Annotated in this window: 16 protein-coding genes and 1 pseudogene; 10 read left to right on the forward strand and 7 right to left on the reverse strand. The window is 66.8% G+C overall.

The annotated features are described in order from the left end of the window. The first annotated feature begins 14 nt into the window (after window positions 1–14). Complete coding sequence (locus A5636_RS23785; protein ID WP_065161102.1) at window positions 15–764, forward strand: CPBP family intramembrane glutamic endopeptidase; 750 nt, start codon at window positions 15–17, stop codon at window positions 762–764. Window position 765: 1 nt separating this feature from the next. On the opposite strand, the gene A5636_RS23790 is transcribed toward A5636_RS23785, so the two are convergent. From A5636_RS23790 to modA, 6 genes are all read right to left on the reverse strand, one after another. Beyond that, a complete protein-coding gene (locus tag A5636_RS23790; RefSeq protein WP_065161191.1) occupies window positions 766–1791 on the reverse strand; it encodes a zinc-binding alcohol dehydrogenase family protein in 1026 nt (341 codons plus the stop codon). Between the two features lie 42 nt (window positions 1792–1833). Continuing rightward, window positions 1834–2139, reverse strand: a complete 306-nt coding sequence (locus A5636_RS23795) for a GlsB/YeaQ/YmgE family stress response membrane protein (RefSeq protein WP_065161103.1) — start codon at window positions 2137–2139, stop codon at window positions 1834–1836. 103 nt (window positions 2140–2242) lie between these two features. Continuing rightward, window positions 2243–3370, reverse strand: coding sequence for an alanine and proline-rich secreted protein Apa (locus A5636_RS23800; protein WP_065161104.1), 1128 nt, complete (start codon window positions 3368–3370; stop codon window positions 2243–2245). An 87-nt stretch (window positions 3371–3457) separates the two neighbouring features. Next, complete coding sequence (locus tag A5636_RS23805) at window positions 3458–4555, reverse strand: sulfate/molybdate ABC transporter ATP-binding protein (RefSeq protein ID WP_065161105.1); 1098 nt, start codon at window positions 4553–4555, stop codon at window positions 3458–3460. Next, window positions 4552–5346: an ABC transporter permease gene (locus A5636_RS23810; protein ID WP_155763977.1), complete on the reverse strand. Its 795-nt coding sequence runs from the start codon at window positions 5344–5346 to the stop codon at window positions 4552–4554. The genes A5636_RS23805 and A5636_RS23810 overlap by 4 nt, the downstream gene beginning before the upstream one ends. 7 nt (window positions 5347–5353) lie before the next feature. Continuing rightward, the gene (gene modA, locus A5636_RS23815) at window positions 5354–6109 is read right to left on the reverse strand and encodes a molybdate ABC transporter substrate-binding protein (RefSeq protein WP_065161106.1); all 756 of its coding nucleotides are present in this window, start codon (window positions 6107–6109) and stop codon (window positions 5354–5356) included. Window positions 6110–6244: 135 nt separating this feature from the next. Between modA and A5636_RS23820 the strand changes: the two genes are divergently transcribed. The 3 genes from A5636_RS23820 to A5636_RS23830 all read left to right on the forward strand — a co-directional run bounded on the left by A5636_RS23820 (window position 6245) and on the right by A5636_RS23830 (window position 9415). Next, window positions 6245–6922, forward strand: a complete 678-nt coding sequence (locus A5636_RS23820) for an SDR family oxidoreductase (protein WP_065161107.1) — start codon at window positions 6245–6247, stop codon at window positions 6920–6922. Between the two features lie 34 nt (window positions 6923–6956). Further along, complete coding sequence (locus A5636_RS23825) at window positions 6957–7877, forward strand: LLM class F420-dependent oxidoreductase (RefSeq protein ID WP_065161108.1); 921 nt, start codon at window positions 6957–6959, stop codon at window positions 7875–7877. Window positions 7878–8023: 146 nt separating this feature from the next. Continuing rightward, window positions 8024–9415: an NAD(P)/FAD-dependent oxidoreductase gene (locus A5636_RS23830; protein ID WP_065161109.1), complete on the forward strand. Its 1392-nt coding sequence runs from the start codon at window positions 8024–8026 to the stop codon at window positions 9413–9415. Window positions 9416–9631: 216 nt separating this feature from the next. Here A5636_RS23830 and A5636_RS23835 read toward each other — a convergent pair whose 3' ends face one another. Next, a complete protein-coding gene (locus A5636_RS23835; protein WP_065161110.1) occupies window positions 9632–10030 on the reverse strand; it encodes a PaaI family thioesterase in 399 nt (132 codons plus the stop codon). Between the two features lie 298 nt (window positions 10031–10328). Between A5636_RS23835 and A5636_RS23840 the strand changes: the two genes are divergently transcribed. The 6 genes and pseudogenes from A5636_RS23840 (at window position 10329) to A5636_RS23865 (ending at window position 17165) form a co-directional block, all read left to right on the forward strand. Continuing rightward, window positions 10329–10745 carry a BlaI/MecI/CopY family transcriptional regulator gene (locus tag A5636_RS23840; protein ID WP_065161111.1) on the forward strand — a complete coding sequence of 139 codons (417 nt, stop codon included), beginning with the start codon at window positions 10329–10331 and terminating at the stop codon, window positions 10743–10745. A 14-nt stretch (window positions 10746–10759) separates the two neighbouring features. After that, window positions 10760–11710 carry a M56 family metallopeptidase gene (locus A5636_RS23845; protein ID WP_065161112.1) on the forward strand — a complete coding sequence of 317 codons (951 nt, stop codon included), beginning with the start codon at window positions 10760–10762 and terminating at the stop codon, window positions 11708–11710. Window positions 11711–11791: 81 nt separating this feature from the next. Further along, on the forward strand, window positions 11792–13261 hold the full coding sequence (gene gndA / locus A5636_RS23850; protein ID WP_065161113.1) for an NADP-dependent phosphogluconate dehydrogenase: 1470 nt from the start codon (window positions 11792–11794) through the stop codon (window positions 13259–13261). 13 nt (window positions 13262–13274) lie between these two features. After that, window positions 13275–14711 (forward strand): GuaB1 family IMP dehydrogenase-related protein, encoded by a 1437-nt coding sequence (locus A5636_RS23855; RefSeq protein WP_065161114.1) that lies wholly within the window; start codon window positions 13275–13277, stop codon window positions 14709–14711. A gap of 7 nt (window positions 14712–14718) precedes the next feature. After that, window positions 14719–16104: pseudogene (locus A5636_RS23860) on the forward strand (hemolysin family protein). Beyond that, window positions 16101–17165 carry a hemolysin family protein gene (locus A5636_RS23865; RefSeq protein WP_065161115.1) on the forward strand — a complete coding sequence of 355 codons (1065 nt, stop codon included), beginning with the start codon at window positions 16101–16103 and terminating at the stop codon, window positions 17163–17165. The pseudogene A5636_RS23860 and the gene A5636_RS23865 overlap by 4 nt, the downstream one beginning before the upstream one ends. Window positions 17166–17414 lie beyond the last annotated feature (249 nt).

Here is a 17414-nt window from a genome sequence, read left to right on the forward strand (position 1 = left end):
GTAGACTCGCCACAATGCGCACCCAACTCCTGGAACCGGACAGTGAGGCGCCGGTGCGCGCGGACAGGTTCCGGATTCATGTGGACATCGCGGTAGTTGTCGCGGTGCTGGTGCTGACCAACCTGATCGCGCACTTCACCACAGCGTGGGCAGGCATCGCGACCGTCCCGGCGGCCGCCGTCGGGCTGGTTTTCCTGCTGCGGTGGCGGGGCCTGGAATGGGCCGAATTGGGTTTGGGGCGCGAACACTGGAAATCCGGCATGGGTTACGCCCTTGCCGCGGTAGCGCTGGTGGTGTCGGTGATTGGAGTCGGCGTCTTGTTGCCGATGACCCGACCAATGTTCCTGAACAACCACTACGTCACTGTGTCCGGCGCGTTGATCGCCTCGATGGTCATCATTCCGCTGCAGACCGTCATCCCCGAGGAATTAGTTTTCCGCGGCGTTCTGCACGGCACGCTGCACCGAGCCTGGGGGTTTCGTGGCGTGGCACTGGCCGGATCGTTGCTGTTCGGGCTGTGGCACATCGCCACATCGCTTGGCCTGACCAGCAACAACGTTGGTTTTACGCGGCTCTTCGGCGGTGGCGTCTTCGGCATGCTGGCCGGTGTGACGCTCGCGGTACTCGCCACCGGCGCCGCGGGATTCGTCTTCAGCTGGCTGCGCAGGCGCAGTGGCAGCCTGATCGCGCCGATCGCGTTGCACTGGTCGCTGAACGGTGTGGGTGCCCTGGCCGCCGCACTGGTGTGGCAGCTCTCCGGCTGAGCTAAACCAGAAGCACCGCGGCACCGGCGATCTTGCCCGTGCTGAGGTCGGTCAGCGCACAATCGGCCTGCGCCAGCGGGTATTCCGGCGTCGTGACTTCGATGTGGTGCTGGGACGCGAAGTCCAGAAACCCCCGGGCATCGGCACGCGTGTTGGACGTGACCGACCGAATCTGGCGCTCCTGGAACAGATGCCGTTGATAGTTGAGTGACGGGATGTCGCTCAGATGGATACCTGCCACCGCCAGTGTTCCGCCACGGTCAAGCGCCTCGAGCGCCGGCAATACCAGGTCGCCGACCGGCGCGAATAGAATCGCCGCGTCCAGCGGCACCGGCGGCGGGTCGGCGGCGTCCTGAGCGGATGCGGCGCCCAACTCCAGGGCTAACTCGCGCGCTCTGGCGCCCCGGGTCATCACGTGCACCTCGGCGCCTTGGGCCAGCGCGACCTGAGCGGTGATGTGAGCACTGCCGCCGAACCCGTACAACCCCAGCCGGCCGCCCGGTGGAAGCTCGGCGCGCAACAAGGACCGGTAGCCGATGATCCCAGCGCACAGCAACGGCGCGAGCTGGCTGTCGGTGTACCCGTCGGGTAGCTGATGCGCGAAGGTCGCTGGCACCGTCGCGAACTCGGCGTACCCGCCGTCGGCGTCCCAACCGGTGTACCTGGACTGCGGGCACAGGTTTTCATTGCCCAGACGGCAGTATTTGCAGGTGCCGCAGGTGTGCCGCAGCCACGCGATGCCCACCCGGTCTCCCACCGTGAACCGGTCGCCGGCAGCAGAACCTACCTCGACCACCTCCCCCACCACTTCGTGGCCGGGCGTCACCCGGTCGCGGTGGACAGGCAGGTCGCCCTCGGTGACGTGCAGGTCGGTGCGGCACACCCCGCAGGCCAGCACGGCAACCAGCAACTCGTTCGGAGCCGGATGAGGCACCTTCGTCGTGACGCGTTCGAGCGGCTTGGTCCGCATCGGTCCGGGAGCGCGGACCTGCCAGGCCGTCATTCTGGAGGCGATCGGCGACGCCATCACCCCATCATGCCGCGACACCATGCCGCGACGGGGCCAGCACTAGGTGCGGCGTCGCTGCACCATCCCGACGATCCAGAGCAGAATCACCGAACCGAGGATTGCGGTGAAGAAGGTGAACCACCAGCCTCCCGACGCGGTGTCGAACGCGAAGCTCAGCAGGAAGCCGCCGATCAGCGCACCGATCACGCCGATCACGATGTTCATCAGGATGCCCGACCCACCACCTTTGACGATCTTGCCGGCGATCCAGCCGGCAAGAGCGCCGATGATGATGTAACCGATCCAGCCCACGCTGGTCAGGGTTGACGAACGGGCAAGGAATTCGGTAGCTGCCACAGTATTCATCAAGCTCTCCTATCACCGTCCCAGCTCGATTGCTGGGCTGTGATTTCGGTATACGCCTTCTGAATAACGATTTCAGCGTCCTTTTGGTGACGCCCCGGACTGGCTAGGCCGGTTGGCTGCGCGGCTCTGTCGCTGCGGGTACCCCACCGGCCGGCGCCTGAGCCGGCGCGGGAGCTTGAGCCGGCGCGGGAGCTTGAGCAGGCGCGGGAGCCTGAGCAGGCGCGGGAGCCTGAGCAGGCGCGGGCGCCGGAGCCTGGGCGGGAGCGGGTGCCGGAGCCTGGGCGGGTGGCGCGGCTGGTGCCGGTGCACCCGCGTCAGGGGCGGGCGCGACCGGGTTCGGTGCCGCCGGTGCACCCGGAACCCCTTCCGGCGGCGGCGCGGCCGGCGGCGTCCAGGGCCGGATCGACTCGGCCAGCGCTTTTGCGGCGTTCTTGTCCACCGGATTGTTCGATGTACCGAGCCACACAACGAACCAGCGTTGCGGAGGTCCGCCGGTGGTTCCGGCGGGATTGCCGACCACGCCGGTCCAGATCTGGCCCACCGGTTTGGTGGCGTCGCTGAACTTCACCTCGTAGTACGACGCGCTGCCGGAGTCGCCGCTGGCGTTGAGCGGGATGGTTTCCTGATTCACCCGGGTGCCTGGATAGGGCATGAAGAACTCACCCATGTCCGAGCCGAGCCGGACTGCGGCCTTGGGATTAGTGGCCTCGGCGCTGGCGTACAGCTTTTGGTCCAACCGTCCCAGCACAATGCGGGTGTCATTGGCCACCGGCTGCGGCTGTCCGGGCATCGGCGCTTCCCCGGCGGACTTGCTCAGCAGTGCCGAGCCGTAGTCCAAGTGCGAAGCGTCGGATTCGACCCAGCCGGGCGGAAGCACGAAACTGAAGCCACCGACAGCGTTGGTGATCCGCCCCGCGTTCGGGTCGGGCGGTGGTGGCGCGTTCGGGTCGGGCGGTGCCGGTGCCGCGTTGGGGTCACCGGGTTGCGCATTTGGCGTGGGGCTGGCCCCAGGCGGTTGGGCTGCCGGCGAGTTCGGGGTTGCTCCGGGAGCCGGCGACGGGGCGGGTGCAGGCGACGCGACGGTCGGCGGCGGCGCGGGCACTGGCTCGGGGTCGGCGTTGGACGTCGCCGGTAAGGCGATGGTGACGACGCTGGCACTGGTCGCGGCGGCGATGGCCAGCGACGCCAGTAATCCTTTGCGGCGTGACGGGTTCGGATCCACCTGATGCATGGCACGAACCTACCGTGTTGCCGCCGCGAAGCAAGGATGGCGTACCTGTGTCTCCGCAGTTCATCGCCGACTGGAGGACCATTTCGCTCACGCGCCCGCGTGCCGGCGAAGCGCCGGATGCAGGGCGACCTCGGCGGCCTTCACGGTGAACCACATCCGCGCTCCGGGCGTGAGCTGCAATTCTGCGGCGGCTTCCGCCGTGATGCTGGCAGTCAGGCCGGGGGCGCCGTCGGGCCGATCCGCCGCGCGCACCAGGACCGACGGTCCGCGGGTGTCCAGTTCGGCGACGGTCACCTCGACCGTGTTGCGGGGGCTGCCGTGCGGAGGTTCGGCGTAGACCGCCACGCTTGCCGGCGCAAACACCGCAACCGCGGCTACGTCCTTGCTCAGCCCCGCTGAATCCGCGGTGCCGTACCAGATTTCGCCGGAGCGGGTGTGCAGGCCGCCGTCGGCGCCGACCGATCCGCTGACCAAGTTGACCCCCGCTATCCGGGCGCCGAAATGGCTCCGCGGCGCACTCAACACGGCGGCCGCCGCCCCAATCTCGGCGATTCTCCCGGCCTCCAGGACCAGCACCCGATCGGCGAGGGTGAAAACGTCCAACAAATCGTGGGTGATCAGGATGACCCCACAGCCGCTGCGAGCGACCACGTCGCGCAGTACCGCGCGGATGGACGCGGCCGCCGCGACGTCGAGGCCGGTCAGCGGCTCGTCGAGCAGCAGGATCTCCGGTTCGGCCGCCAGCGCTCGTGCGATGGCGACGCGCTGGGCCTGGCCGCCGGACAACTGGCGCGGCCGCCGCTCGGCGAATTCCTCGGCGTCCACCTCACGCAGCCAGCGCAGCGCCGATTCCCGGCCGTCGCGGGCACGCAACCGCCGGCGCGGTCCGAAAGCCACATTGGCGAGGACGTTCAAATGCGGGAACAGCAGCGGGTCCTGCAGCAGCAGACCGACCCGGCGGGCGTGGGTGGGAACGTGAATCCCGGTCGCGGTGTCGGTCAACACGCGATCGCCCAATCGCACCAGACCCGAGTCGGGGCGGATCAGTCCGGCGATGACATGCAGCGCCGTCGACTTACCCGCACCGTTGGGGCCAAGCACGGCAAGCACTTCGCCGGCCGATACCGAAAACTCCACGTCCAGGTCGCGGTCGGTGACCACCGCGCGCAGTTGCAACTCGCTCACCGTGCGTCGGTGCCGGTCAAGGAGCGCGCACCGAGGCCCAACACCACCAGAGCGGCCACCGCTACCAGCAGCAGGGACAGTGCCACCGCGGCATCCGGGTCATCGACGCGCCGCAGGTAGATCTCCAAGGGCAGCGTGCGGGTCACGCCCTGCAGTGAACCGGCGAACGTCAGGGTGGCGCCGAACTCCCCAAGGGCCCGCGCGAACGCCAACACCGCTCCGGACACCAGGCCCGGCAGCAGCAACGGCAGCGTCACGCGCCACCACACCGCGGTGGGCCGCGCCCCGAGTGTCGAGGCCACCACCTCATAGTCTCCGCCGGAGCTGCGGGCGGCGCCCTCCAGCGAAATGACCAGAAACGGCAACGAGACGAAGGTCTGGGCCAGCACGACGGCGGTGGTGCTGAACGCCACGCTGATGCCGGCCGCCTCGAGATACCGCCCTATCAGGCCCAGTCGGCCGAACGCATAGAGCAGCGCGATACCGCCGACGACGGGCGGCAACACCAGCGGCAACAGGATCATCGGTCGCAGGATGCGCACTGGCCGCAGTCGGCTACGCGCCAGCACCAGCGCCATCGGAACTCCCAACAGCACGCACAGAGCTGTGCTGGCCGCCGCCGTCTTCAAGCTCAACAGCAGGGCCGTGGCCGAGGCGTCGCTGCTGATCAACGCCCAGAAGTGCGGCCAGTCGACCTTCGCGGCAGTGGCGACCAGCGGTAATCCGATAAACAGCGTTCCAATGGCCGCCGGGAGGTACACCCAGCGCGGCAGGTTGGTAGGCGCGGGCACGGGCGGGTCAGGGCCGCGCGAAGCCGGCTTGGGCCAGGATCTGCTGACCCGTCGGGGCGGTGATCGCTGCGGCGAACTTCTGGGCCAGCGCGGACTGGGGTGCGTTCTTGAGTACGGCTACCGGGTAGGTATTCACCGCGCTTGCCGCCTCGGGAAACTGCACGGTGGTCACTTTGGATCCGGCGCCGGAGGCGTCCGTGACGTATACGAGCGCAGCGTCGGCTTGTCCCGTGGTCACCTTGTTGAGCGCATCGCTGACGCTGGGCTCCTCACTGACCGGATGTAGCTGGGTGCCGGTCGCTTCTTCAATGCGCGCGGTGGCTGATCCGCATGGCACCGGCCGCTGGCAGATGACCACGCTGAGGCCCGGAGTGGACAGATCGGCGAAGGACTCGACGTGTTTCGGGTTGCCTGGCGCGGTGACGATGGCCAGGGTGTTTGCCGCGAAGATCGTCGGCTCCGCGGCCAACAGGCCGGCCTTGGCAACCCGGTCCATCTGGGCGGTATCCGCCGACGCGAACACGTCGGCGGTCGCGCCCTGGGTCAACTGCGTCGCCAACTCCGAGGAACCCGCGAAGTTGAACTGGACGCGTGCGCCGGGATTATCGGCTTTGAACCGCTCGCCGATCTGGGTGAAGACCTGCTTCAGTGACGCGGCCGCGAACACCACCACCGACGCGGACCCGTGTCCTTGCGGTTGGCCGGAATTGCATCCCGTCAAGCCCAGGACCAGCAATATCGCCACCCACCCGCACCGACGCATGGCACAAACTTAACCCTGAGGCGCCGCAGCCGAATAGTTACGCAATTCGTCAGCGCGTCGAAGCGATGGCTGTTTCGCCGAATAGCTACTGTCCAGTAACATGGGCGGGGATCGACGCCACCGCACGAGGAGGTCATGCCAGTGGAAGTTGTGATCACCGGCGGAGACACCGACCTGGGACGCACGGTAGCCGAGCGTTTCCGCGACGACGGCCACAAGGTCACTCTGGTCGGTGCGCGCGGCAGCGACCTCGAGGTCATCGCCAAGGAACTCGATGTGGACGCGATCGTCTGCGAGACCACCGACCCGGACAGCCTGGCCGAGGCGCGGGGCCTTTTCCCGCACCACCTGGACACCATCGTCAACATCCCGGCTCCTACCTGGGACGCCGGGGATCCGCGCACCTACTCGCTGGCCGACACCGCCACCGCGTGGCGGCGGGCGCTCGACGCGACGTTGCTCTCGGCGGTGCTGACGGTGCAGTGCGTCGGCGATCACCTGCGGTCCGGCGGCAACATCATCAGCGTGCTCGCCGAGAACCCGGCGACCGGCAGCGTCGACGCCTCGATCAAGGCCGCCCTGTCCAGTTGGGTCAGCGGGCAGGCGGAGGTGTACGGCACCCGCGGCATCACGGTCAATGCGGTGGCCTGCGGTCGCAGCGTCCAGCCCGGCTACGAAGGTCTTTCGCGCACGCCAGAGCCTGTTGCGGCCGAGATTGCGCGGCTGTCACTGTTCCTGACCACCCCGGCTGCCCGCCACATCACCGGCCAGACGTTACACGTCAGCCACGGCGCGCTCGCTCAGTTCGCCTGAGCCTGTTGGGTTTCCGGGGGCTACGGTAGACACCGTGGCTATACGGCTCGGATTCCAGATCCCCAATTTCTCCTACGGGACGGGTGCAGAAAACCTGTTCCCCACCGTCATCGCACAGGCGCGCGAAGCCGAATCAGCCGGCTACGACTCGCTTTTCGTGATGGACCACTTCTATCAACTGCCCATGCTGGGCACACCGGACCAGCCGATGCTGGAGGCTTACACCGCGCTGGGTGCGCTGGCCACAGCCACCGAGCGGCTGCAGTTGGGCACCTTGGTGACCGGCAACACCTATCGCAACCCGACCCTGCTGGCCAAAGTCATCACCACGCTGGACGTTGTCAGTGCCGGCCGGGCGATCCTGGGGATTGGGGCCGGCTGGTTCGAACTGGAACACCGCCAACTCGGCTTCGAATTCGGCACCTTCACCGACCGGTTCAACCGCCTCGACGAGGCGATGCAGATCATCGACCCGATGATCAAGGGTGAACGGCCCACGTTCTCCGGACACTGGTACAAGGCCGAAAACGCGATGGCCGAACCGCGTTTCCGGGACCGGATACCGATCCTGATCGGCGGCGGCGGAGAGAAGAAGACCTTCGGTCTCGCCGCCCGCTACGCCGACCACCTGAACATCATCGCGGCCTTCAACGAACTGCCCCGGAAGATGGATGCGGTGCGGGCACGCTGCGACGAAGTGGGGCGAGACCCGTCCTCGCTGGAAACCAGTTTGATGTTGACCGTCGTCCTCGACGAGAACGCCGATCCGGCCCAACTGCCGGAGAGCATGAGCCACCGCATGGTGGTCGGAGGCCCGGCGCAGATCGCCGAGCAAGTCCAAGCCAAAGTGCTCGACGCCGGCGTCCAGGGCGCAATCGTCAACATCCCGACCAGCCACATCCCCGGTGTCATCACGACAGTCGCCGAGGCGCTGCGCCCGGTGTTCGGTCTGTAGTCGACCCCACACGTTGACGCTTCGCTGACTGTGGCTCATTACACAGGGTCCTGGCTGGGTTTGTGACCGTGGGTTGACTAACCTTAGATGGGGTAATAGCTAACTTCAGTCGCCCGTCGAGGAGCCCCGGTCAGGAGCAGCGGAACATGAGTCCCCATCAGGAACCCACAGTTGAACCGCGTCGTCGTCACCGGGTAGTCATCATCGGATCGGGTTTCGGCGGACTCAACGCGGCAAAGAAATTGAAGCATGCCGACGTCGAAATCAAGTTGATTGCCCGCACCACACATCACCTCTTCCAGCCTTTGCTGTACCAGGTGGCCACCGGGATCATCTCCGAAGGCGAGATTGCACCCCCGACCCGTGTCGTGCTGCGTAAGCAACGCAATGTGCAGGTGCTGCTCGGCAACGTCACCCACATTGATCTGGCCCGCCAGGTAGTCGTGTCGGAGTTGCTCGGTCACACCTACGAGACGCCTTACGACAGCCTGATCATCGCCGCCGGCGCCGGGCAGTCCTACTTCGGCAACGACCACTTCGCCGAGTTCGCACCGGGCATGAAGTCCATCGACGACGCGCTGGAGTTGCGGGGCCGCATTTTGAGCGCCTTCGAGCAGGCCGAGCGGTCCAGTGACCCCGAACGCCGAGCCAAGCTGCTGACCTTCACCGTCGTCGGCGCCGGCCCCACCGGCGTCGAAATGGCCGGGCAGATAGCCGAATTGGCGGAATACACACTCAAGGGAGCATTCCGGCACATCGACTCGACCAAGGCGCGGGTAATTCTGCTCGACGCCGCCCCGGCGGTGCTGCCGCCGATGGGTGAAAAGCTCGGCGAACGCGCCGCGGCACGCTTGGAGAAGATGGGCGTAGAGATCCAGTTGGGCGCAATGGTCACCGACGTGGACCGCAACGGCATCACCGTCAAGGACGCCGACGGCACCGAGCGACGCATCGAGTCGGCCTGCAAAGTTTGGTCCGCGGGCGTGCAGGCCAGCGGACTGGGCCGCGACCTCGCCGAGCAGTCCGAGGTCGAACTCGACCGGGCCGGCCGGGTCAAGGTCCTGCCTGATCTGTCGATCCCCGGACACCCCAACGTCTTCGTCGTCGGTGACATGGCCGCTGTCGAGGGCGTGCCGGGTGTGGCGCAGGGCGCGATCCAGGGCGCCAAATACGTTGCCAACAACATCAAGTCGGAACTTGCCGGCGCGGATCCGGCCGAGCGTGAGCCCTTCCAGTACTTCGACAAGGGCTCAATGGCCACGGTCTCGCGATTCTCCGCGGTGGCCAAGATCGGTCCCTTGGAGTTCAGCGGTTTCATCGCCTGGCTGATCTGGCTGGTGCTGCACCTGGTGTATCTGATTGGTTTCAAGACGAAGATCACCACGCTGCTGTCGTGGACGGTGACCTTCTTGAGCACCCGACGCGGTCAGCTGACCATCACCGATCAGCAGGCATTTGCGCGAACCAGACTGGAACAGCTGGCCGAACTGGCCGCCGAGGCCCACAGTTCGGACGCCGTAGCGCGGAAAGCCAGTTAAGTCCCTGACAGTGCCGACCCGCTGCGCCCGGCTGCGCCGCGCTTGCGATCGTCACGGGCCTGAGGGTGCCGACCCGCTGCGCCCGGCTCCGCCGCGCTTGCGATCGTCACGGGCCTGAGGGTGCCGACCCGCTGCGCCCGGCTGCGCCGCGCTTGCGATCGTCACTGGCGTGATGGTGCCGACCCGCTGCGCCCGGCTGCGCCGCGCTTGCGATCGTCACTCCAAATTCTGTAGCCGTACCTGACCGCGGGCTACCGGGCGGTCGTCGTCGTCGGTGATCGTGACCTGCCACAGCTGCTGACGGCGCCCCCGATGCACCGGTTCGGCCTTGCCGTACACCGTGCCGGACTTTATCGAGCGCAGAAAGTCGGTGTTGTTGTTCACACCGACCACGTTTCCGCCGCCGCGCGAAGCAAGCCACGTGTAGGCCGCGACGCTGGCCATACTCTCGACCATCGAGCAGTACACCCCACCGTGCACCAAGCCCATCGGCTGCAGCAATTTCGGTTTCACCTCGAGCTGCGCGCGGGCTCCGTCGGGTGTGAGTTCGGTGAACTGCAAACCGAGCTCGCGGTCGAACGCAGCTACGAAGTCCGGGTCAGGCGCTGATGGCACGTCTTGTGTCTACACCATCGGCGACGTGGTCCGGAGAAAAGAGTGGTCACAAGAAACGGGCGAGCCCCGTGCGCGGGGCACGGGGCTCGCCGATCGAGTAGGCCGGGGGTCACTGCAGCCCTCAGGACTCTCCACGGCCCTTTCATTCGCTCGACCGTCATCAGCATAGGCAAGGCTGCCCTAATTTTGCAAGCACCGATTGCGTAGTGTCTGGGGTGTGTCCGATGCAACCAAGCGCTAGATACGACACTCGGTAGTAAGCGGAGTAAGCTGTCCCTCAACGCTCAGGAGATGAACTATGGCCAAGCTGACGCGGCTGGGGGATCTAGAACGCGCCGTAATGGACCACCTGTGGTCCATGTCGGAGCCCCAGACTGTTCGCCAAGTCCACGAAGCGTTGTCCGCGCGTCGGGACCTTGCCTACACCACCGTCATGACCGTGCTGCAACGGCTGGCGAAGAAAAACTTGGTTTCCCAGCTCAGAGACGACCGAGCGCACCGTTACGCGCCCGTTCACGGCCGTGACGAACTGGTCGCCGGGTTGATGGTGGATGCGTTGGCCCAAGCCGAAGACTCCGGAGGCAGGCAGGCCGCGCTGGTGCATTTCGTCGAGCGGGTAGGGGCCGACGAGGCGGCTGCACTGCGCCGCGCGCTCACTGAACTCGAAGCAAATCACCGCAATTCGGCATCGGCTGGACCTCCGGCCGACGATTAAGGGAGAATTACAGCGTGTCTGCGCTGGCCTTCACCATCCTTGCGGTGCTGCTGGCTGGCCCGACACCGGCTCTGTTGGCCCGCGCCGCCTGGCCGCTGCGTGCTCCGCGAGCGGCAATGGTGCTCTGGCAGGCCGTCGCCCTGGCCGCAGTCCTCTCCACCTTCAGCGCCGGAATCGCCATCGCCAGCCGCTTACTCATGCCGGGTCCGGATGGTCGGCCGACAACGGGAATCCTGGCCGCCGAAGGCCGCCTCGGCTGGCCACTGTGGTCGGTCTACGTCGCGGTCTTCGCGTTGACCCTGCTGGTCGGTGCCCGGTTGATGGTGTCGGTCGTGCGGGTGGCGATCGCGACGCGGCGCCGCCGGGCGCGCCATCGCATGGTCGTCGATCTCGTCGGCATCGACCATGATGCCGCGTGGAACCAACCCTGTTCCGGAACCCGCGACCTGCGCGTACTGGACGTCGCGCAACCCCTCGCCTACTGCCTGCCGGGGGTGCGCAGCCGCGTCGTCGTCAGCGAAGGAACGCTGAACACGCTCGCCGATTCCGAGGTCGCGGCCATCCTGTCCCACGAGCGGGCTCATCTACGCGCCCGGCACGACCTCGTCCTAGAAGCGTTCACCGCCGTCCACGCCGCGTTTCCCCGGCTGGTCCGCAGCGCCAACGCGCTGGGAGCCGTGCAGTTGCTGGTGGAATTGTTGGCCGATGACGCCGCGGTACGCGCCACCGGGCGCACTCCCCTGGCCCGGGCCCTGGTTGCGTGTGCCTCCGGCCGTGCGCCCTCGGGTGCGTTGGCCGCCGGAGGCACCAGCACCGTGCTGCGGGTCCGCCGGCTCAGCGGCAACCCAAACAGCCCCCTGCTGTCTGCAGTGGTGTACCTGGCCGCTGCGGCGGTCCTCATCGTGCCGACCATCGCGCTGGCCGTACCGTGGCTCACGGAGTTACACCGGTTGGTCTCCGCCTGACGCGCCAATCCCTCGGGAGCGCCGGGAAGCCGGCTGTGCCACAGTGTGTCCATTCACGAAGACCCGATCGAAAGGCAAGAGATGAGTTCGTCGGATCCGAAGACTGCGACTGCCCAGATCGGCGTCACCGGACTGGCCGTCATGGGTTCCAACCTGGCCCGCAACTTCGCCCGGCACGGGTACACCGTGGCGCTGCATAACCGCTCCGTCGCCAAGACCGATGCCCTGCTGAAAGACCACGGCTCCGATGGCAATTTCGTGCGCACTGAAACGATCCCCGAATTCCTTGCGGCACTGGAAAAGCCGCGCCGAGTCGTCATCATGGTCAAAGCCGGCGAACCCACCGACGCCGTCATCGACGAACTCGCCGACGCCATGGAGGAAGGCGACATCATCATCGACGGTGGCAACGCCCTCTACACCGACACCATCCGTCGGGAGAAGGCGATCCGCGAGCGCGGACTGCACTTCGTAGGCGCCGGAATTTCGGGCGGCGAGGAGGGCGCCCTGAACGGTCCGTCGATCATGCCCGGCGGGCCTGCTGAGTCCTACACCTCCCTCGGGCCGCTGCTCGAGGAGATCTCCGCGCACGTCGACGGGGTGCCCTGCTGCACCCACATCGGGCCCGACGGCGCCGGCCACTTCGTGAAGATGGTGCACAACGGCATCGAATACTCCGACATGCAGCTCATCGGCGAGGCCTACCAGCTACTGCGGGACGGACTCGGCAAGAACGCCGGCGAGATCGCCGACGTGTTCGACGAGTGGAACAAGGGTGACCTGGACAGCTTCCTGGTGGAGATCACCGCGCAAGTGCTTCGCCAGGAGGACGCCAAGACCGGCAAGCCACTCGTCGACGTCATCCTGGACGAGGCCGAGCAGAAGGGCACCGGCCGCTGGACGGTGAAGTCGGCGCTGGACCTCGGTGTGCCCGTGACCGGGATCGCGGAGGCGGTGTTCGCGCGCGCATTGTCGGGCTCGGTGGCTCAGCGCAAAGCCACCACAGGCCTGGCCTCGGGCGAGCTAGGCCGGCGAATCGCAGCCGACGATGAAGCCGCGGAGAAATTCGTCGAGGACGTCCGCCAGGCGTTGTACGCGTCAAAGATCATCGCTTACGCGCAGGGATTCAACCAGATTCAGGCCGGCAGCGCCGAACACGACTGGGGTATCACGCCCGGTGATCTGGCCACCATCTGGCGCGGGGGTTGCATCATCCGGGCCAAGTTCCTGAACCGGATCAAGGAGGCCTACGACGACGACCCGGACCTCGCGAGCCTGATCGTTGCCCCCTATTTCCGCAGCGCAATCGAATCAGCGATCGACGGTTGGCGTCGGGTGGTGGTGACTGCCACTCAGTTGGGTATTCCGATTCCGGGTTTCTCGTCGGCGTTGTCGTACTACGACGCGTTGCGCACCGAGCGGTTGCCGGCCGCACTGACCCAGGGCCTGCGGGACTTCTTCGGAGCGCACACCTACGGGCGCATCGACGAGGACCCGAGTAAGAAGTTCCACACGCTGTGGAGCGGAGACCGGAGCGAAATATCTGCCTAGCGAGTTGCACTAGATGAAATTTCTGGACGGGCATCGCCCAGGGTTCGACCTGACGTACAACGACGTGTTCATCGTGCCGAACCGGTCCGAGGTGGCGTCCCGGTTCGACGTCGATTTGTCCACCGCCGACGGCTCCGGCACCACCATTCCAGTGGCCGTCGCCAACATGACCGCAGTTGCCGGGCGGCGGATGGCGGAGACAGTGGCCCGGCGTGGTGGCGTCGTCATCCTCCCCCAGGATCTGCCCATTCCGGCCGTGCAGCAGACGGTCGAGTTCGTCAAAACCCGTGACCTGGTGTTGGATACGCCGGTGGTGCTCGCACCCGACGATTCGGTGTCGGATGCCATGGCGCTGATTCACAAACGCGCACACGGCGTCGCAGTGGTGGTCTTCGAGGGGCGTCCGATCGGATTGGTCCGTGAGGCGGCCTGCCTCGGGGTGGACCGCTTTACCCGGGTCCGCGACATCGCGGCGACGGACTTCGTCACCGCACCGGTGGGTACCGAACCGCGCAAGATCTTCGACCTGCTCGAGCACGCTCCGATCGACGTCGCGGTGGTGACTGCCGCGGACGGGTCGCTGGCGGGCGTGTTGACCCGGACCGCGGCGCTGCGAACCGGCATCTACAAACCGGCCGTGGATGCCGCCGGCAGGCTACGGGTGGGCGCGGCGGTAGGCATCAACGGCGACGTCGGTGCCCGCGCCCGAGCGCTGGCCGAGTTGGGAGTGGACGTCCTGGTCATCGACACCGCACACGGTCACCAGCTCAAGACCGTCGAAGCGATCAAGACCGTTGCATCACTGGGGCTGGGTCTGCCCCTGGTCGCGGGCAACGTGGTCTCGGCGGAGGGAACGCGGGACCTGCTGGAAGCCGGCGCGAGCATCGTCAAGGTCGGCGTGGGTCCCGGTGCGATGTGCACCACTCGGATGATGACCGGCGTCGGCCGCCCACAATTCTCTGCGGTTCTCGAATGCGCCGCCGCGGCAAGACAATCCGGCGGGCACGTATGGGCTGACGGCGGAATTCGGCACCCCCGTGACGTGGCGTTGGCGCTGGCCGCCGGTGCGTCCAACGTGATGATCGGGTCTTGGTTCGCCGGCACCTACGAATCACCCGGCGACCTGATGCGCGACCGGGACGACCGGCCGTACAAAGAGAGTTACGGCATGGCATCCAAGCGCGCCGTGGTGGCGCGCAGCGGCGGGGACAGTCCCTTCGACCGGGCACGCAAAGCCCTGTTCGAAGAGGGCATCTCGACATCGCGGATGGGATTGGATCCCGACCGTGGCGGCGTCGAGGATCTGATCGACCACATCACCGCCGGCGTGCGCAGCACCTGCACCTATGTGGGAGCGGCGAATCTGGAAGAGTTGCACGAACGGGCGGTCCTCGGCGTGCAGTCGGCTGCGGGTTTCGCCGAAGGGCACCCGCTGCCCACCGGCTGGTGAAAGGCTCATGAATCACTCCGGCACCTTGCTGAGCGTGCTGGCCATCCTGGCCCTCATCTTCGGCACAGCAGTGTTCGTCGCGGCCGAGTTCTCGCTGACGGCATTGGACCGCAGCACCGTCGAGGCAAACGCGCACAGCGGCGGCAGGCGCGACGGATGAATCCGTCGGGCCCACCGCCGGCTGTCGTTCCAGTTGTCGGGGGCGCAACTGGGGATCTCCATCACCACGCTGGCCACCGGGTACCTGATCGATCCCCTGGTGGCCAACGTGCCGCACGGATTGTTGGACCGGATGGGCATGTCCGATCAGCTCGCCGACGCGCTCACCGGGTTCGCCGCGTTGGCGGTCGTGACATCGGTGTCCATGGTGTTCGGCGAACTGGTTCCCAAGTACCTCGCGGTGGCGCGGCCGTTGCGAACCGCGCGAGCCGTGGTGCTGCCGCAGTGGTCGTTCTCGCTGCTGTTCACCCCCGTCATCCGATTGACGAACGGCACGGCCAACTGGATTGTGCGTCGGCTCGGCATCAAGCCCGCCGAGGAGTTGCGGTCCGCGCGCACCCCGCAGGAACTGGTGTCCCTGGTGCGCCGCTCGGCTCGCCGGGGCGCCCTCGACGACGCCACCGCGTCGTTGATGCACCGTTCCCTGCAATTCGGCTCCCTCACCGCCGAGGAGTTGATGACGCCACGGTCGATGATCGTCGCTCTGCAAACCGACGACACCATCGCCGACGTGGTCACCACCGTCGCCGCGACCGGTTTCTCCCGGTTCCCGGTGGTGCGCGGCGACCTCGACGAAACCGTCGGGATTGTCCACGTCAAGCAGGTGTTCGCGGTGCCGCCGGCCGATCGCGCGACTACCCGGCTCAGGACGATCGCCAAACCTATTGCGGTGGTGCCGTCGACGTTGGACGGCGACGCGGTGATGGCCGAGATCCGCGCCAACCCGCTGCAGACCGCGATGGTCGTCGACGAGTACGGCGGTACCGCTGGGATGGTCACCGTCGAGGACCTGATCGAAGAGATCGTCGGTGACGTTCGCGACGAACATGACGACGCCACACCGGATGTGGTGGTATCCGACGACGGCTGGCGGCTGTCGGGTTTGCTGCGCATCGATGAGGTGGAGACCGCGATCGGCTATCGGGCCCCGGAGGGACCGTACGAGACGATCGGCGGATTAGTGCTGCGCGAGCTCGGCCACATTCCCGAGCCGGGCGAGACGGTGGACCTGCCCGCACTGGATCGCGACGGGTTGCCCGACGAAGCAACCCGCTGGCGGGCCAAGGTGGTCCAGCTCGACGGGCGTCGCCTCGACCTGCTCGAGCTGTCCGAATGGGCTGACCCGGTCGAAGTCCATTCGGATGGCGATGACTCGGATGGAGCCGAGCAGTGAACCCCGTGGTGGCAATACTGCTGGCGGTCCTGCTGATCGCGCTCAACGCGTTCTTCGTCGGGGCGGAATTCGCCATGATTTCGGCGCGCCGGGACCGTCTGGAAGCGTTGGCAGAACAGGGCCGGACCAGGGCAGTGACGGTCATCAGGGCCGGCGAACAATTGCCGGCGATGATCGCCGGCGCCCAACTCGGCGTCACGGCGGCCTCGCTGCTGCTCGGGCGGATCGCCGAACCGGCCGTCGCCGGGTTGCTGGAATCCTCGCTCGAGCTGACCGGGCTGCATCCCACGTTGCTGCACACGTTGTCGTTCGCGATCGCGCTGAGCGTGGTCGTGATCCTGCACGTGCTGCTCGGCGAGATGGTGCCGAAGAACATCGCGCTGGCCGGTCCCGAACGCACCGCGATGCTGCTGGTGCCGGCCTACCTGCCCTACGTCCGCGCCGCGCGACCGATCATCGGGGCCTACAACGCTTGCGCAAACGGGATCCTGCGGGCACTCGGTGTCGAGCCCAAGGACGAACTCGACATCACGGTGTCCACCGTGGAACTGGCGGAAATGATCGCCGAATCCTCCATGGAAGGTTTGCTGGATCACGAGGAGCAGGTCCGCCTCACCCGCGCCCTGCGGGTGCGCACGCGGGTGGTCGGTGACGTCGCGGTACCGCTGTCCCGAGTCCACGCCGTCTCCGTGACCGCTGCGGGCTCCGGGCCCACGATCGGCGCCGTGGAACAAGCCCTGGCGGAGACCGGGTACTCCCGGTTCCCCATCGTCGACCGGGACGGCAACTTCGTCGGATACCTGCACATCAAGGACGTACTGGCACTGGGTGACGATCCAGAGACGGTGATCGACCTCTCGCTGGTGCGTGCGTTGCCGCGGTTGCCCGAGTCGCTCAATCTGCCCGACGCACTATCTCGGATGCGCCGCAGCAACAGCCACCTCGCCCTGGTGACCGCCGAGGACGGTACCGCCCCAGGCGAGATCGTGGCACTGGTGGCACTGGAAGATCTGGTCGAGGACCTGGTCGGCAGTATGCGCGACAGTGGCGTCGGCGACTGACCGTATGATCTGAACGGCTGCGGGTATCAGTGATCCGGTGCGGGAACGACAGCCCTCGTGCCCGCGTTGCCAAGAAGTGATTTATGACGCCTGTCGCTTTGCTGCGGGCGAGCCCGCCAGCGCGCCGTGACCTGGCCTTGCGGGACGCCCGGGCTACGCTCGTCAGGCCGCTGCTCGGTAGGGTGATGGTAGCTAGTCGGGCCTGGTCCCGGGTTAGTTGAGGGGCCGGAACGGCCAGTATGGAGGAGA

This window comes from Mycobacterium asiaticum, from assembly GCF_001673315.1.
Taxonomy (GTDB): domain Bacteria; phylum Actinomycetota; class Actinomycetes; order Mycobacteriales; family Mycobacteriaceae; genus Mycobacterium; species Mycobacterium asiaticum_B.

Coding starts and splice junctions, on each gene's coding strand:
- A5636_RS23785 (WP_065161102.1), top strand. CDS start 15: ATGCGCACCCAACTCCTGGAACCGGACAGTGAGGCGCCGGTGCGCGCG.
- A5636_RS23790 (WP_065161191.1), bottom strand. CDS start 1,791: ATGGCGTCGCCGATCGCCTCCAGAATGACGGCCTGGCAGGTCCGCGCT.
- A5636_RS23795 (WP_065161103.1), bottom strand. CDS start 2,139: ATGAATACTGTGGCAGCTACCGAATTCCTTGCCCGTTCGTCAACCCTG.
- A5636_RS23800 (WP_065161104.1), bottom strand. CDS start 3,370: ATGCATCAGGTGGATCCGAACCCGTCACGCCGCAAAGGATTACTGGCG.
- modA (WP_065161106.1), bottom strand. CDS start 6,109: ATGCGTCGGTGCGGGTGGGTGGCGATATTGCTGGTCCTGGGCTTGACG.
- A5636_RS23820 (WP_065161107.1), top strand. CDS start 6,245: ATGCCAGTGGAAGTTGTGATCACCGGCGGAGACACCGACCTGGGACGC.
- A5636_RS23830 (WP_065161109.1), top strand. CDS start 8,024: ATGAGTCCCCATCAGGAACCCACAGTTGAACCGCGTCGTCGTCACCGG.
- A5636_RS23840 (WP_065161111.1), top strand. CDS start 10,329: ATGGCCAAGCTGACGCGGCTGGGGGATCTAGAACGCGCCGTAATGGAC.
- gndA (WP_065161113.1), top strand. CDS start 11,792: ATGAGTTCGTCGGATCCGAAGACTGCGACTGCCCAGATCGGCGTCACC.
- A5636_RS23855 (WP_065161114.1), top strand. CDS start 13,275: ATGAAATTTCTGGACGGGCATCGCCCAGGGTTCGACCTGACGTACAAC.